The organism is Novosphingobium kaempferiae, from assembly GCF_021227995.1.
GTDB classification, from domain to species: domain Bacteria; phylum Pseudomonadota; class Alphaproteobacteria; order Sphingomonadales; family Sphingomonadaceae; genus Novosphingobium; species Novosphingobium kaempferiae.
Genome location: NZ_CP089301.1, coordinates 4,261,164 through 4,276,006 on the forward strand (window position 1 = coordinate 4,261,164; position 14,843 = coordinate 4,276,006).

Consider the following 14,843-nt stretch of genomic DNA (forward strand, 5'->3'; position numbering starts at 1 on the left):
ATCGATCAAATTCAGTAAATCCAGAATATGTCGAACATCAAGCTGTCACAGCAGGACGAAGCCTTTCTTGACGCCATGGCGATGTTGATGGCCCCTTGGGGCTGGCCCCGACCGGTCGGGCGCATCTATGCGTACCTGCTGCTGCGCGAGGAACCGGCGACGCTGGACGAGATCGCCGCGGACCTCGGCATGAGCAAGAGCAACGCAAGCACCGCCGCCCGGACGCTGGAGCATTGCGGCAATGCCCGCCGCCAGGGCGAACCGGGCAGCCGCCGGATCTACTACTCCCTACCGGGCGAGTTCAGCGGACCTTTCGTGGAGAAGGCGGCGCTGCTCGACCGGCAGGTCCGACTCTTCTCCGGCCAGCGGGAGCGCGACATTCCCGACGCCGTCGCCGACCGGTTCGAGCGGATCAGCCAGTTCTACACTGCGATGCGCGCGGCGATCGAAGGCGTGATCGCCGATCAGGCCGGTTCGGCGATGCGTCCGGCGGGAACCGACAACGGCGCTGACAACCGCGCCAGAAGGTCCGCCACCCTCGCGCGGTAAGCCGCGACGCCTGCCTCCTTGACCGGGCCGTAGCCGACCACAAGGTCCGCCGCCGCTGCGATCTCAACCGCGACCTGCGTCGTTTCCGGCGTGACCTTCGCCGCCACATCGCGGATCAGATCGCGGTATTCCGCAATCAGCGCGCGCTCCATGCGCCGCTCGGCGGTATAGCCGAAGGGGTCGAAGGCCGTCCCGCGCAGGCCCTTCATCCGCGCGAGCAGGCGGAATGCCGGGAATATCCACGCCCCGAAGGCGATCTTGCGTGGTAGCCCGGTACGCGCATCGCGCCGCCACGCCAGCAGCGGCGGGGCGAGGTGGACCTTCAGACGCGGCGCGCCGTCGAAGGCTTCGGCAAGCCCATCGCGGAAGGGAGGCGCGGAATAGAGGCGCGCCACCTCGTACTCGTCCTTGTAGGCCATCAGCCGTGCCAGACCCCGTGCCGTCGCGGCGAGGAACGGCTCCCGATCCACGATGCCGCGCGCTTGCAGCGTGGTCTCCACGTCATTGAGGAAGGCTCGATACAGTGCCGCAAAGGCTTCGTCCTGATAGTCGGCGAGCAGTCGCGAGCGATGGGCGACCACGGCGGCATAGTCGTGGGGCACTGGCGCATCGTCCATCGCTAGCCCCTCGTCCTCGCCCGCCGCCGCCAGTCGCCCGAGTGCCAGCGCGGCGAGGTTCGCGCGCACCGCGACACCGTTCATCCGCACCGCCTGCTCGATGGACTCCAGCCCGACCGGCAACAGACCGTGCTGGGCAGCGAAGCCGACCATCATCAGGTTGGTGAAGATCGTATCGCCCAGCAACCTGCTCGCCAGTGCCCCGGCGCGCAGCGAGGCGATGTTGCCCGCCTCCACCCGCCTGCCGATGGCGGACAGGAAGCGGCTGGCGGTAAGGTCGAGGTCGCGGTTGCGCTGGAATTCCCCGGTCGGCACCACATCTTCGTTGGCGAGCACACGCGTTTCCGGGCGGGCTAGCGCCAGCACTTCCGGACTGGACGCGACGACGAGGTCGCAGGCGATCAGCACGTCGGCCTGCCCCGCGCCCAGCCGCGCCGAGGGGATCGCCGCGGTATCCGCGCCGATCCGCAGGTGGCTGGTAACTGCGCCGCCCTTCTGCGCCATGCCGGTCTGGTCGAGCACCTTGGCGGCCTTGCCCTCCAGATGTGCCGCCATCGACAGGATAGCGCCGACCGTCAGCACGCCCGCCCCGCCGATCCCTGCCACAGCCAGAGCGACCGGACCGTTGGCAAGATCGAGAACCGGCGGTACCGGAAGCGCCGCCGCGCGGGCAAGCAGGGCCTTGTCGTCCGTCGCCCGCTTCGCCGGAATCGCGCCGGATACCTCGACGAAGCTCGGGCAGAAGCCCTTGATGCAGGAATAGTCCTTGTTGCAGGTCGACTGGTCGATGGCGCGCTTGCGGCCGAGATCGGTCTCGATCGGCACGACCGAGAGGCAGTTGGACTGGACCGAACAGTCGCCGCAGCCCTCGCACACCGCCGGATTGATCCAGAGCCGCTTGTCGGGATCGGGATGCACACCCTTCTTGCGGCGGCGGCGCTTCTCGTTGGCGCAGGTCTGTTCGTAGACGATGGCGGACGTGCCCGAGGTTTCCCGCAACTCGCGCTGAACTTCGTCGAGCCGGTCGCGGTGCAGGATGCGCACGCCGGACGGCAGTTCCGCCGCCGAAAAGCGCGCGGGATCCTCGCTCACCAGCACGACCGGATCGACGCCCTCCACCACCAGTTCGCGCACGACCTGCTCCGGGCTCAACGCGCCCTCGGCGGGCTGGCCGCCGGTCATCGCGACGGCATCGTTGTAGAGGATCTTGAAGGTGACGCGGCTCTTGGCCGCCACCGCCGCGCGGATCGCCAGCAGGCCGGAGTGGGTGTAGGTGCCGTCGCCGAGGTTCTGGAACATGTGCGGCGTATCGACGAAGTGCTGCGCGCCGACCCAGGGCATGCCCTCCTGCCCCATCGAGACGGTCTGCATCGTGCGCCTCTCGGGCATGTAGTGGGCGAGGCCGTGGCACCCCGTCGCACCCATCGCCGCGCTGCCTTCGGGCACCATGGTCGAGGTATTGTGCGGGCAGCCGGAGCAGAAGTAGGCGGGGCGGATCGCCGTGCGCTGGAGGCTCTGCGCGCCGTCCTCGATCACGCGCAGGGCGCCGCCGCGGGCGCGGGTTTCCTCGTCGAGAATGCCCAGCGCCGAGAGGCGGTTCACGAGTGCGCGGCGGACCGTGGCGGGGTCGAGAACGCCGGTTTCACGCAGGAGCGGTGTGCCGTCCGGCAGGGCCTTGCCGGTCAGGACCGGGGCATCGGCGCGGCCGTAGAAGATGCGGGCCAGCTGTTCCTCGATGAAGGCGCGCTTTTCCTCGACCACCAGGACTTCGGCGCTGCCGCCGCAGGAATCTCGCAGGAAAGCGCCATCCAGCGGCCAGACGAGGCCCAGTTTCACGACCCTGAGGCCCAGATTCCGGCGGCGTTCGTCCGTCAGGCCGAGGTCGGCGAGGGCCTGGCAGACATCGAGCCAGGCCTTGCCTGCGCTGACCACGGTGAGGCGTCGTTCGGGGGCATCATGGCTCACCCGATCGAGCCGGTTCAGCGCGGAAAAGCGGGGGACGATGGGCAGGCGGTGTTCGATCACGGCCGCTTCCTGCTCCAGCGCCGACATGGCGATGCGCAGGTTCGGAGATCCCGTGATTTCAGGGAGTTGTATCGGAAAACCGTGCCCCGGCAGCGTGACGGTGGTGGTCAGATCGAGCGTATCCGTAACGGCCTTGAGCGACACATAGAGGCCACTGAGACGTGACAGAGCCCAACCGAGCTGGCCCATGGAGAGCATTTCGTCGGTCGTGGCGGGGTAGAGCATCGGCACCATCGCCGTGACCATCACATGCTCGGACTGGTGCGCGGTGAGCGACGACTTCGCCGCGTGATCGTCCCCGCACAGCAGCAGCGCCCCGCCACGCGGATGGGTGCCTTCGAAGTTGGCGGCCTTGATCGCCTCGCCCGCACGCTCGACGCCGACGCCCTTGGCGTACCACAGCGCGAAGACGCCATCGACCTTCGGCCTGCCGTACCAGTCGAGCTGCTGCGTGCCGCGCAGCGAGGTGGCGGCGAGTTCCTCGTTCAGCCCCGGCTCGAAGCGGATCGCGTGGTCGGTGAGCAGCTTTTCGGAGGCCCAGAGCTGCGCGTCCAGCGTGGTGATCGGCGAGCCGCGATAGCCGGTCACGTAGCCCGCCGTGTTCAGCCCCCCCGCCCGGTCCCGCCGCGCCTGTTCGAGCAGCAGCCGCACGACGCCCTGCAGCGCCGAGAGCATGACCTGCCCTTCGCCTTGCGTGTACTTGTCATCGAGCGTGACGACCGAACGGGTCACTCGGCCTCCCGGATTTGCCTTGCCTTCCGGCGGCTTTCCAGAGGGGCAGGGCGGGCGCAAGCGGGAGGGCGGGCTTGCGCCGCAGCGGTCAAGCGGGGTTGCGGGGTGGGGCGGCGTTGTGCCTTGCCGGCGGGGCTTCGACAAGCTCAGCCTGAGCGGGGTCAGGGGTTGTTATGCCAACCCCGCTCACCCTGAGCTTGTCGAAGGGTCAGCCAGCTAGGCTATCCGCCCCGCCAGCTCCGGCACGTCGGCCAGTGCGCGCAGGGCGTCGTTGAGGTGGGTGCAGCCGTCGGGGCCGCGCAAGTGCGCCAGCACCTCCTCGCGGATCTCGGCGAGGTTGCGGCCGACGAGGCGCTGGGTGTTCGCCACCGCGCCGGGGCATTCGGGGAACGGCAGGATGCGCGCCTCGGGCTCCATCGAGAGCACTTCCAGCGTCGCGATGTCCGCCGTCGCGCGCAGGACGTATTCGTGGATGGCGACACGGGTGCCGTCGCGGCGCATGGCGCTGTCCTGGAAGGCGGAGTCGATGCGGATCACGCCTGCCGCATCGTCGCGCGTCACGTCGATGCGGCGCGCGCGGCGGAACCCCGGGCCATCGTGGTCAGAAAGCGAATGCCAGCCGAGCGGATCCACCGGGTTGCGCAGATCGCCCGCGTCGGCATTGGCGACCTTCTCGGGATCGACGTCGCCCGATACGCCGATGTTGCCCTCCTGCAGCCCCCAGCACACGTTGACGCGACTGGCCATCATGCGGTCGTGCTGTTCGTCGCCCAGCTTCTCGCGCAGGCGGTCGGCCCAGTCGGGATACCACTGCGACCACGCGAAGCTGCTGACGAGCGCGGTGCCGGACAGATCGTCGAGCACGAGGTAGAGCGGGTGCGCATCGGCCACGAGCCCCGGCAGTTCCTCACGCAGCAGCCCGCGCAAGTGACCGCCCGCGCGCGCGCCGACCAGCGCGGCGATCCCCTCGGGCGCGGGGTCGGCATGAATCGCGGTGATCGTCTTGTCCTCGGTCATGCGCACTTCGTAGCGGCCCTCGGCAAGCGTCAGGCCGTCCTCCCCCGCCAGCGGGGTCCACAAGTCGCGCGCGGCGCCGACGAACAGGCGCTGGCCTTCGATGCCGTCCGGCCACGACACGTCGATGCTGGACGTGCGCCGCACCGACCCGGCGGCGCGGACCGGGGCCGGGTTCGCGGTGGCGCGCGGCGGCGGAGGGAGCGTCATGAAGTTCATTGCAAGAGACGCTGCACCCCGCCGCCGCCCGGATCAAGCCTGCATCATGATCGGGGGGCGACACGCACCAGCAGCTTGCCGACGTGGTCATGGCCCGAAAATACGCTGGAAAAGGCCTGCGGAGCCGCCTCGATGCCCTCGACGACGGATTCGGCGAAGCGGATCTTGCCCTCTTTCATCCACCCGGCGATGTCCTCCAGCCCCTTCTGGCCCGCCAGCATCCCGGCGAAGCCCTTGATCTCGAGTCCCTTGTTCATGATGAGGCGGTAGAATCCGGGCAGCCGGTCCGGCCCCGGGCCTTCCATGCCGACGCCGTAATAGGCGATGAAGCCGCACATCGGCATACGCGCGCCGCGCTTCAGCAGCGGCAGCACGGTCATCGTCACGTCGCCGCCGACGTTGTCGAGGTACACGTCCGCGCCTTCGGGCATCGCCGCCTTGAGCTGGTCGGCGAAGTCGGCCGCCTTGTAGTCCGCCACCGCATCGAAGCCGAAGTCCAGCAGCGCCGCGCACTTGGCCGCGCCGCCCGCGATGCCGACCGCCCGGCCACCCAGCACCTTGACGATCTGCCCGGCGATCGAGCCCACCGCGCCCGCAGCGGCGGAGATCACCACCGTCTCGCCCGCCTTCACCTTGCCGACGTTGACGATGCCCTCGTAGGCGGTCTGCCCCGGCCCGCCGAGCGCGCCGAGCGCGGTGGAGACGGGCGCAAGCGCGGTATCCAGCTTGCGCGGCGGCCCGCGATAGTCGCTCTGGTCCGGGGCGAGCACGGCATATTCCTGCCAGCCGGAGCGCCCCTCCACCACGTCGCCCGCGGCGTAGTCCGGGTGGTTGGAAGCGACGACCTCGCTCACCACCGGGCCGACCATCGGCTGGCCAAGCTCGGCGCGGCCTGCACCGGTCAGCACCTTCTCGTCCACCGAGAAGCGCAGCAGCGGATCGACCGCTATGTAGAGCGTCCTGAGGAGTATCTCCCGCTCCCCCGGCTGGGGCACGGGCACGTCCTCCACGCGGAAGTCGGTCGGTTTCGGATTGCCCTGCGCATAGGCGGCCAGGACGACCTGCTTCATCGTCGCGCTCATTTCAGCCTCACCGGAACGGCGGTCATGCCGCGATGTTCGAGGCCCCGGTACTCCGGTTTCGGCTTGCCGGGGTCGAGGGCCATGTTCGGGAAGCGGTCGAGCAGGCCGTTGATGGCGACGATCATCTCCTGCCGCGCGACCTCGATGCCGAGGCAGCGATGCGGGCCGTAGCCGAAGCCCATGTTCGCCTGCTTCTTGCGGAAGATGTCGTAAGTGCCCGGATCGGGGAACACGGCAGGATCGTGGTTCGCCGCGCCGAAGCACAGGAACACGCGGGTTCCGGCGGGCACCGGCACGCCCTCGACCTCGGTATCCTCCATGCAGAGGCGCGGCATCATCGGGTCGGTGCAGCGCCAGCGCAGCGATTCCTCGACCGCGAGTTCCACCAGCGAACGGTCGTCACGGCAGGCATCCCAGAAGTGGCGGTGGTTCATCAGCGCGTCGATGGTGATGCCCAGTTGCCGCCAGGTGGTGCCGCCACCCGCGAAGATCGCGAGCTTGCAGTAGCCGAAGATCTCGTCTTCGGTCAGCTTGCGCTTGAAGCCGTCCTCCTCGTCGACGATCTCGCTGGCGATGAGCCCGGTGATGAGGTTGTCGCCGGGATTGCGGGTGTTCTCGGCGATGAGTTCGCGCAAGGTCGCGTCGATCCACGCGCGCGATGCCGCCGCTTCCTCGGGCGTCAGCTTCGCCGCGCCGAAGGTGGCGCGGTTGAGCTGGTAGCGGAACTCGATCACGTCCTCCCCCTCCAGCCCGATGGCGCGGGTGACGGTGGCCATCGGCAGGCGGGCGCAGAGCTGGCTGTTGAGGTCGGTCGTCTCCTCGTCCAGCAGGCGGTCGAGCAGGGCGTCCACCGTCTCCTCGATCCAGCGGCGGTTCCACCAGTCGATCACCTTGGGCCGCTTGAACAGTGGCTGCGCGGCGGAGCGCAGGCGCTTGTGCGGCTTGCCGACCATGGAGAGGATCGTCGGCCCGATGGTGCGCACGCCGGGACTTTCGTTGTAGCCCTCGGACGAGAACAGCAGGTTCTCGCGAAAGCCGATCTCGCAGGCCCGCCAGGAAAAGAACGTCATCGCATCGCGCGGCGGGCCCATCGCATGGGCCATCTCCGGCACGCCGAGCAGTTCGCGCAAGCTGCCCTTGTGGACCGGGGCAGCGTCGCGCAAGGCGTTCATGTCGTCGGTATAGTCGCGGTTGCCGTCGACCCCGGCGTTGGCGCTCTCCTTGTTGACGTCGAACATCTCCGCATAGCGCGGATTGTCGCTCATCAGCGAGGCGAGCGCGGCGGAATTGCCGCCTCTCATCGGGCAGGTCGCCATGGCTCAGCCCCCCGCCTTGCGCCCGGCGGACAGACCGCCGTCCACCGGCAGGTTCACGCCGGTGATGTTGGCGGCGAGGTCCGAGGCGAGGAACAGCGCGGCGGACGCGGTGTCGCGCGGGTCTATGGCCTTGCCCAGCGGGTGCGCCTTGCCCATGCCTTCGAGGATGCGGTCGCGATGCTCGCTGTCGGGGTCCATGCCCGCATAGTGCGTGAGCATCCCGGCGGGGCAGACGGCGTTGACACGGATGCCCTTGCCCGCGACCTCGATGGCGAGTGCGCGGGTCAGCTGCACGACCGCGCCCTTGGTCGCGCCGTAGAGCACGCCGCCGTAGCCCATCAGCCCCGCGACCGAGGCGGTGGAGACGATGGCCCCTCCGCCCCCTTGCTTCTCGAACTGGCGGATCGCCGACTGGCAACCGTAAACGACGCCGTTGATGTTGACGTCCTCCACCCGCTTCATCTCCTCCGGGTCGCACTCGACGAGCGAGCGCAGGCCCTTGCCGGGGATCGGGCTGATGGTGATGCCCGCGTTGTTGTAGATGACGTCGAGCCGCCCAAAGCTCTCCACCGCCCTGGCCACGGCAGCATCGACGCTGGCGGGATCGGCGACGTTGCAGGCGACCGCCACTGCCTCCCCGCCCGCTTCCCTTGCGAGCGCGGCGGTTTCCTCGGCATTCGCGGCGTTGATGTCGGCGGCGACGACTTTCGCGCCATGCTCGCAGAACAGCAGCACGGCGGCGCGGCCAAGCCCCGAACCCGCGCCGGTGATGAGGGCGACCTTGCCCTGAACCAGTCCTTCCATCCTCGTCCTCTCCCTTATGTTCTCGCGTCTGAGGTCAAGCCTGCCCGCTCCCCACCTCGTCATTGCGAGCGAAGCGAAGCAATCCATCGCCGTTCGCGTCGCCGCAGATTGCTTCGTCGGCTTCGCCTCCTCGCAATGACGACGGGGAACCGACGACGGCAGAGGGTGCCCACACCGCTCGCCTCACCCGCCGATGTTCAGCGTGGTCATCATCTGGAACTCGCGCAGGCCCTCGACGCCGCGTTCGCGGCCGAGGCCGCTCATCTTGATGCCGCCGCCGCTGGCGTAGCTGGACATCACCGCGCCGTTGATGTTGACCGCGCCGCTGCGGATCTTCAGCCCCACCTCCAGCGCCTTGACCTTGTCCGCGCCGTGGACCCAGCCGGACAGGCCGAAGCGGCTGTCGTTCGCCATCTCGACCGCGTGGTCGAGGTCACGGTAGCCGATGACGCCCACCACCGGGCCGAATATCTCCTCCTGCGCGGCGGGGTTGGCGTTGTCCGGCAGGTCGAGCACGGTCGGCTCCCAGTAGAAGCCCTTGTCGATCCCCTCGGGCCGCTTGCCGCCGCAGACGACACGGCCCCCTGCCTCGACGGCGGCTTTCGTGAAGTGCTCGCAGCGGTCGCGCTGGGCGGCGCTGATGACGGGGCCGAGCTGGGTGGCGGGATCGCTGGCCGGGCCGATCTTCACGTTCGCCAGCAGCTTCGCCATGCCGTCCAGCACTTCGGCCTTGCTCTCCTGCGGCACGAACACGCGCGTACCCAGTACGCAACCCTGCCCGGCGTGCGAAGTGCAGACCGAGTAGGCGGCGGACGGCGCGCGCGCCATGGCGTCGGGCAGATAGATCTGCGCGGACTTGCCGCCCAGTTCCAGCACCAGCCGCTTGAGCGTGGGCGCGGCCTGCTCCGCCACCTTGGCGCCTACCGTGCACGATCCGGTGAACGAGACCATGTCCACGCGCGGATCGGTGGTCATGGCAAGGCCGCCGGCAAGCCCTGGCTCGACGATCACGTTCATGACGCCGGGCGGCAGACCCGCTTCCTCGGCCGCTTCGGCGAAGATCATGGATGAGATCGGCGTCAGCGGATTGGGCCGCAGGATCACCGTGTCGCCCGCCATGAGCGCAGGCACCACCTTCCAGAACGCGGTGTAGAACGGCACGTTGTAGGCCGAGATCGCCGAGACAACGCCGAGCGGCGACCACCGCTTGAGGCTCTGCACCACGAAGTGCGGGTTGACCCGCTCGTGGATCGGCAGCGGGTTTTCCTCATGCTCCGGCAGGCGCAGGAACAGGTCGACGATCTCGTCCGTCATGCGCAGCGGCGCGTGGACCTGCGCGCCCATGACCGTGGCGGAGACCGGGCATCCGGCTTCGTTGATCGCGCATTCCTTGAGCCAGTCCGCCCGCTTGCGCATCGCCTCTCCGAAGCGGGTCATCGCCGCGCCGCGCTCCTTCATGGAGAGCCCGGGCCAGGCGCCGGAATCGAACGCCTGCCGCGCGGCGGCGATGGCGGCCTCTGCCTGGGCAGCGGAAACGCCGGTCACTTCGGCGACCACGGATTCGTCCGAGGGGTTCTGCACCGCGAACCGCTCGCCCTCGCCGCGCACGAACCTGCCGCCGATGTACCCTGCGTAGTCCAAGTCCACTCTCCCGGATATATTCACATTTGCGAATTATTATTCGGATTTCAGACTAACGCAGGCTTGGAGGAGCGTCAATCGCGCGACCTCGCGCTTGTGGCAGGCGGCGGGTGCGGCTTGTAACGGCTAGGAGGCGTGCCTAGACCATGCCGGAACCCGCGCGTGTCCGTTCGAGAGACGCCACCGGCAACCAAGAGGAACCCGCAAGAAATGGCCTACACCGACTTCCTGAAGCAGCAGTGCTACATCGACGGCGAGTGGGTCGGCGCGGATTCCGGGGCATCCTTCGAGGTGACGGACCCGGGCAGCGGCAAGGTTCTGGGCACGGTGCCGAAGATGGGCGCCGACGAAACCGCCCGCGCGATAGACGCCGCCGAGGCCGCGCTCCCGGCATGGCGCGCCAAGACCGCGGGCGAGCGCGCCAGGCTGATGCGCAAGCTGTTCGAACTGATGATCGAGCATCAGGACGATCTGGGTGAACTGCTCAGCCGCGAACAGGGCAAGCCGCTGGCCGAGGGCCGGGGCGAGATCGCCTATGGCGCCAGCTTCATCGAGTGGTTCGCCGAAGAGGGCAAGCGCGCCTATGGCGACACCATCCCCGGCCATGCTCCCGACCGCCGTATCGTCGTCATCAAGCAGGGCGTCGGCGTCGTCGCGGCGATCACGCCTTGGAACTTCCCCAATGCGATGATCACCCGCAAGCTCGGCCCGGCGCTGGCGGCGGGCTGCACCATCGTCATCAAGCCCGCCTCGGCGACGCCCTACTCGGCCCTCGCCATCGCGCAGCTGTGCGAGATGGCGGGCATCCCCAAGGGCGTGGTCAACGTCGTCACCGGCAGCGCGGGGCAGATCGGCTCGGCGCTGACCGCCAGCCCAAAGGTCGCCAAGCTGACCTTCACCGGCTCCACCGAGATCGGGCGCGACCTGCTGCGCGAATGCGCCGAGACCATCAAGAAGTGCTCGATGGAACTGGGCGGCAACGCACCGTTCCTCGTCTTCGACGATGCCGACGTCGATGCGGCGATCGAGGGCGCGATGATCTCCAAGTTCCGCAACGGCGGCCAGACCTGCGTGTGCACCAATCGCTTCTACGTGCAGGACGGCGTCTACGACGAATTCGTGGAGAAGCTGGCCGCGCGCGTCAGCACCATGAAGGTCGGCTACGGCCTGGACGAAGGCGTGCAGGTCGGCCCGCTGATCGACGAGAAGGCGGTCGAGAAGGTCGAGGAGCACCTCAAGGACGCCGTCGACGGCGGTGCCACGGTGCTCGCGGGCGGCCAGCGCAATCCGCTGGGTGGCAGCTTCTTCAACCCCACCGTGGTCGCGGGCGTGAAGCCCGACATGAAGCTGGCGCGCGAGGAGACCTTCGGGCCGCTCGCGGGCGTGATCCGCTTCACCGACGAGGCAGACGCCATCCGCATGGCCAACGACACCGAGTTCGGCCTCGCCAGCTACTTCTACGCCAGCGACCTGAGCCGCGTGTGGCGCGTGGCCGAGGCGCTGGAGGCGGGCATGGTCGGCATCAACACCGGCCTCATCTCCACCGAGGTCGCGCCATTCGGCGGCGTCAAGCAGTCGGGCCTCGGCCGCGAGGGCTCGCACTACGGCCTCGATGACTACATGGAGGTCAAGTACCTCTGCATGGGCATCAAGCCGGCCTGATCCGGGTCTGGCCGAAGTAGGCTTCGCGCCGAAGCCTACTTCGGCGTCCTGCATTGCTTGAGGGAGCGGGCCTGAACCACCTGCATCATCGGCGCGCCCAGCGGGGTGCGCAGGGTGTTGTCATGCTCCACCAGCAGCGCGCCGCGCCGCTCTCCGTCGTTGAACATCAGCGTCACGGGCATGTTGTCGCCGCCCCACTTGTCCTTGCCGTACTTGACCCCGACCCAGCGCTGGATGCCTTCGTAGCGCGCGCCGCCCGCGCAGGAATAGCACACGTCGACCGGCAGCGGCCCCGCCTTGCCCGCCGCAGTGTCGAGGAAGACCCCCGCCTTGCCGACGATAACCCGGGGCTGGCGCGTACAGTCGCCGCCCGGCGCATAGCTGCCGTATATCTCGGCGGGGATCTCGGGAGCCTGCGCCAAGGCCGGAGCAACAACCAGCAGCGGCAAGGCCATCGCCACTGCGAAGAACAACCGGGTCATGCGTGGTTTTCCTGATACTGCCGATGCGGTGAATCCCAGTCTGGAGAACATCTCCGGACGATGAAACCGCGTCGATGGACCCTCTGCAATTGCGCGAGGGGAAAATCCGCATTCCCTTGCCGCGAGAACGAGAGGGGAATGCCGCAATGAAGATCTGCCGCTATCGCACCGCGCCCGACGCACCGATCCGCCTCGGCGTGGTTCGGGAGGATCGGGTGCATGACGTCACCGCCGTGACCGAGGCCCTGCCCTCCGTGCGCTGGCCCTTCCCGCCCGGCGACCAGTTCATCGCCCATCTCGACACCCTGCGCCCCCGGATGGAGGCGCTGGCCGACGCCGCCGAGGGTCTGCCCCTGTCCGGCGTGCTTCTTTCCAACCCCGTCGCCAATCCGGGCAAGTTCGTCTGCGGCGCGGGCAACTTCGAGGAAGTGCTGGCGGCGGGCGGCCATCCACGCCGCCTCGGCCTGCTGTTCAAGATGACCAGCGCCGCCGCCGGTCCCGCCGACGGCGTTACCCTGCGCTGGCCCGAACGCACGACCTTCCACGAAATGGAGATCGCCATCGTCATCGGCCGCGAAGGCACCGAGATCCCCGCGTCGGAGGCGCTGGACTACGTCGCAGGCTACTGCATCGGCCTCGACATGACGATGCAGGGCAGCGAGTTTCCCAGCTTCGGCAAGAGCTTCGACACCTATGGCGTGATGGGCCCGTGGCTGACCACGAAGGACGAGATCGCCGACCCCGACGCACTCGACTTCCGCCTCACCGTCAACGGCGAGGACCGGCAGGTGGACAATACCCTCCGCCTCGTCCTCGGCATCGCCGCGCTCGTCGAGCATGCGGCCTCGGTGATGACGCTGCATCCGGGCGACGTGATCTTTTCCGGCACCCCGCCGCGCTCGGTCGGCCCCGTGGTGCCGGGCGACACCATGCATGCGTGGATCGAGGGGCTGGGCGAGATGACCGTGGCGGTGCGCGGCGGCCCCGGCCGCAAGACGCCGCTGGAGGGTATGCTTCCCTGATTCCAAGCCGGTTATCAACGTCATGGCGCGGGCGTCATCAATGTGTCTCACATTTCTGATTTGTGACCGCCCGGCTCAGTCGGAGCCGTCACGTATTCGAGAAGACCGGTGGCCTCCAAGGCAAGCGACAAGGATCATCGCGAGGATCTGATCCAATGGGTCGCCACGCACATCATACCACATGAGGCCGATGTCCGGCTCTGGCTGCGCAAGACGGTGCGTAGCCAGAGCGATGTCGATGACGTGATACAGGAAGCCTATTGCCGTCTCTCGGAACTGCCGGATACGTCCCACATCCAGAGCGGCCGCGCCTACTTCTTCACGATCGCGCGTTCGATCGTCATTCAGGGATTCAGGAGGGAGAAGGTCGTCGCCTTCGATGCTATCGAAGATGCCGAACTCGCCGACATCCGGGACGAGGCGCCTTCTCCCGAGCGGGTCGTCGATGCGCGGCTTCAACTGCGACGGGTTCTCGACGCGATAGCCACGCTGCCTCCCGCTTATCGTCATGTCGTCGAAATGCGGCGCATTCATGGGCTTTCGCAGAAGGAGACGGCCCGACATCTCGGCATTACGGAGAAGATCGTCGAGAATAACTCGTTGCGCGGCCTGCGTATGATCATGAAAATCCTGTCCGATGGACAACCCCATAACGAAGCCGGCACCAGCCATCGCGACGAGACGCCCCTCCATGCCTTCCATTGACGAGATAGCCAATGCCTGGGCCGTGCGCTGGGACGCCGGAGTGCTGGATGCCACGCAAAAGCAGGAGCTTGAAGCCTGGCTCGCCATGGATCGCAGGCATCGTGGCGCCTATCTGCGGGCCCGCGCCACGCTGCAGTGGATAGACCAGGCGCGGGAGCCTGATGCCGCCGATGCGGCAGATCCGATCGTCATCCCGGCCGCCGCATATCTCGGAAGTAAAGGAGTTTCACGAGGATGGGGCATCGCATTTGCAGGCATTGCCGCTGCGGTTGGCGCATTCGTGCTGTGGCCCTCCCCCCCGGACTACGCCACGGCTATCGGGCAGCATCGCGACGTTATGCTCGCTGACGGGTCGCTTGCGGCGCTCAACACCGATACGGCTCTCGATGTCGACTACAGTGCTTCCCGGCGCGATCTGGCGCTTCGCAAGGGCGAGGCCTGGTTTCGCGTGGCGCATAACCGCGCCCGTCCTTTCGAGGTGACGGTCGGTTCGGTCCACGTTCGCGCCACCGGGACGGCCTTTGCCGTGCGCAGCGTGGACGAGGGAGTGAGGGTGACGGTCACCGAAGGCCGGGTGCTGGCGTGGATCGATGGGTCCGCGCACAAACCCATAGCCATCGCGATGGGAGACCAGGCTTTCCTGCGCCAGAACGGCACCAAGCATGCACTGACGATCACCGAACCCTCACCGGCGGGCACCGACATCGAACAGACGCTCGCCTGGCGTCGGGGTGAAATCGTGCTCAACGGCCAGACGGGGAGCGAGGCGGCCGACGAGTTCAACCGGTACAATGAGCGCCCGATCCGGATCCGAAATGCGCGAGCGGCACGCTACCAGCTGGTCGGTTACTTCCAGACCAGTCAGTCGCTGGAATTCGCAACCGCGTTGGCGCGTATCAGCGGATCGCGATTGTCATCAAATCGAAATGAAATCATCATCGAATAGTCATCATAAAATTTTTCGACGAAGTTG

The 14,843-nt window shown here is 67.7% G+C and carries 12 protein-coding genes; 5 read left to right on the forward strand and 7 right to left on the reverse strand.

Annotated features, from left to right (window positions below):
• The first annotated feature begins 27 nt into the window (after positions 1-27).
• A complete protein-coding gene (locus tag LO787_RS19405; protein WP_232492625.1) occupies positions 28-549 on the forward strand; it encodes a GbsR/MarR family transcriptional regulator in 522 nt (173 codons plus the stop codon).
• Here the strand turns inward: LO787_RS19405 and LO787_RS19410 are convergent.
• The 6 genes from LO787_RS19410 to LO787_RS19435 form a co-directional block, all read right to left on the reverse strand.
• Positions 465-3,923 (reverse strand): indolepyruvate ferredoxin oxidoreductase family protein, encoded by a 3,459-nt coding sequence (locus LO787_RS19410; protein WP_232492626.1) that lies wholly within the window; start codon positions 3,921-3,923, stop codon positions 465-467. The two genes, LO787_RS19405 and LO787_RS19410, sit on opposite strands and share 85 nt — an antisense overlap.
• Positions 3,924-4,139: 216 nt before the next feature.
• Positions 4,140-5,147: a DUF2889 domain-containing protein gene (locus LO787_RS19415; RefSeq protein ID WP_232492627.1), complete on the reverse strand. Its 1,008-nt coding sequence runs from the start codon at positions 5,145-5,147 to the stop codon at positions 4,140-4,142.
• Positions 5,148-5,200: 53 nt separating this feature from the next.
• Positions 5,201-6,226, reverse strand: a complete 1,026-nt coding sequence (locus LO787_RS19420; RefSeq protein WP_232492628.1) for an NADP-dependent oxidoreductase — start codon at positions 6,224-6,226, stop codon at positions 5,201-5,203.
• Positions 6,227-6,234: 8 nt separating this feature from the next.
• Positions 6,235-7,554 (reverse strand): cytochrome P450, encoded by a 1,320-nt coding sequence (locus tag LO787_RS19425; RefSeq protein ID WP_232492629.1) that lies wholly within the window; start codon positions 7,552-7,554, stop codon positions 6,235-6,237.
• Between the two features lie 3 nt (positions 7,555-7,557).
• Positions 7,558-8,358, reverse strand: a complete 801-nt coding sequence (locus LO787_RS19430; protein WP_232492630.1) for an SDR family NAD(P)-dependent oxidoreductase — start codon at positions 8,356-8,358, stop codon at positions 7,558-7,560.
• 183 nt (positions 8,359-8,541) lie between these two features.
• Positions 8,542-9,999 (reverse strand): aldehyde dehydrogenase family protein, encoded by a 1,458-nt coding sequence (locus LO787_RS19435; protein ID WP_232492631.1) that lies wholly within the window; start codon positions 9,997-9,999, stop codon positions 8,542-8,544.
• A 210-nt stretch (positions 10,000-10,209) separates the two neighbouring features.
• Between LO787_RS19435 and LO787_RS19440 the strand changes: the two genes are divergently transcribed.
• Positions 10,210-11,661, forward strand: a complete 1,452-nt coding sequence (locus tag LO787_RS19440) for an NAD-dependent succinate-semialdehyde dehydrogenase (RefSeq protein WP_232492632.1) — start codon at positions 10,210-10,212, stop codon at positions 11,659-11,661.
• A 35-nt stretch (positions 11,662-11,696) separates the two neighbouring features.
• Here LO787_RS19440 and LO787_RS19445 read toward each other — a convergent pair whose 3' ends face one another.
• Positions 11,697-12,143, reverse strand: coding sequence for a hypothetical protein (locus LO787_RS19445; protein WP_232492633.1), 447 nt, complete (start codon positions 12,141-12,143; stop codon positions 11,697-11,699).
• Between the two features lie 146 nt (positions 12,144-12,289).
• Here LO787_RS19445 and LO787_RS19450 point away from each other — a divergent pair, with 146 nt between their 5' ends.
• The 3 genes from LO787_RS19450 (at position 12,290) to LO787_RS19460 (ending at position 14,816) form a co-directional block, all read left to right on the forward strand.
• Positions 12,290-13,165: a fumarylacetoacetate hydrolase family protein gene (locus LO787_RS19450; protein ID WP_232492634.1), complete on the forward strand. Its 876-nt coding sequence runs from the start codon at positions 12,290-12,292 to the stop codon at positions 13,163-13,165.
• A gap of 108 nt (positions 13,166-13,273) precedes the next feature.
• Positions 13,274-13,870, forward strand: a complete 597-nt coding sequence (locus LO787_RS19455) for an RNA polymerase sigma factor (protein WP_232492635.1) — start codon at positions 13,274-13,276, stop codon at positions 13,868-13,870.
• Complete coding sequence (locus LO787_RS19460; protein WP_232492636.1) at positions 13,857-14,816, forward strand: FecR family protein; 960 nt, start codon at positions 13,857-13,859, stop codon at positions 14,814-14,816. Before LO787_RS19455 ends, LO787_RS19460 begins: the two co-directional genes overlap by 14 nt.
• Positions 14,817-14,843: the final 27 nt, after the last annotated feature.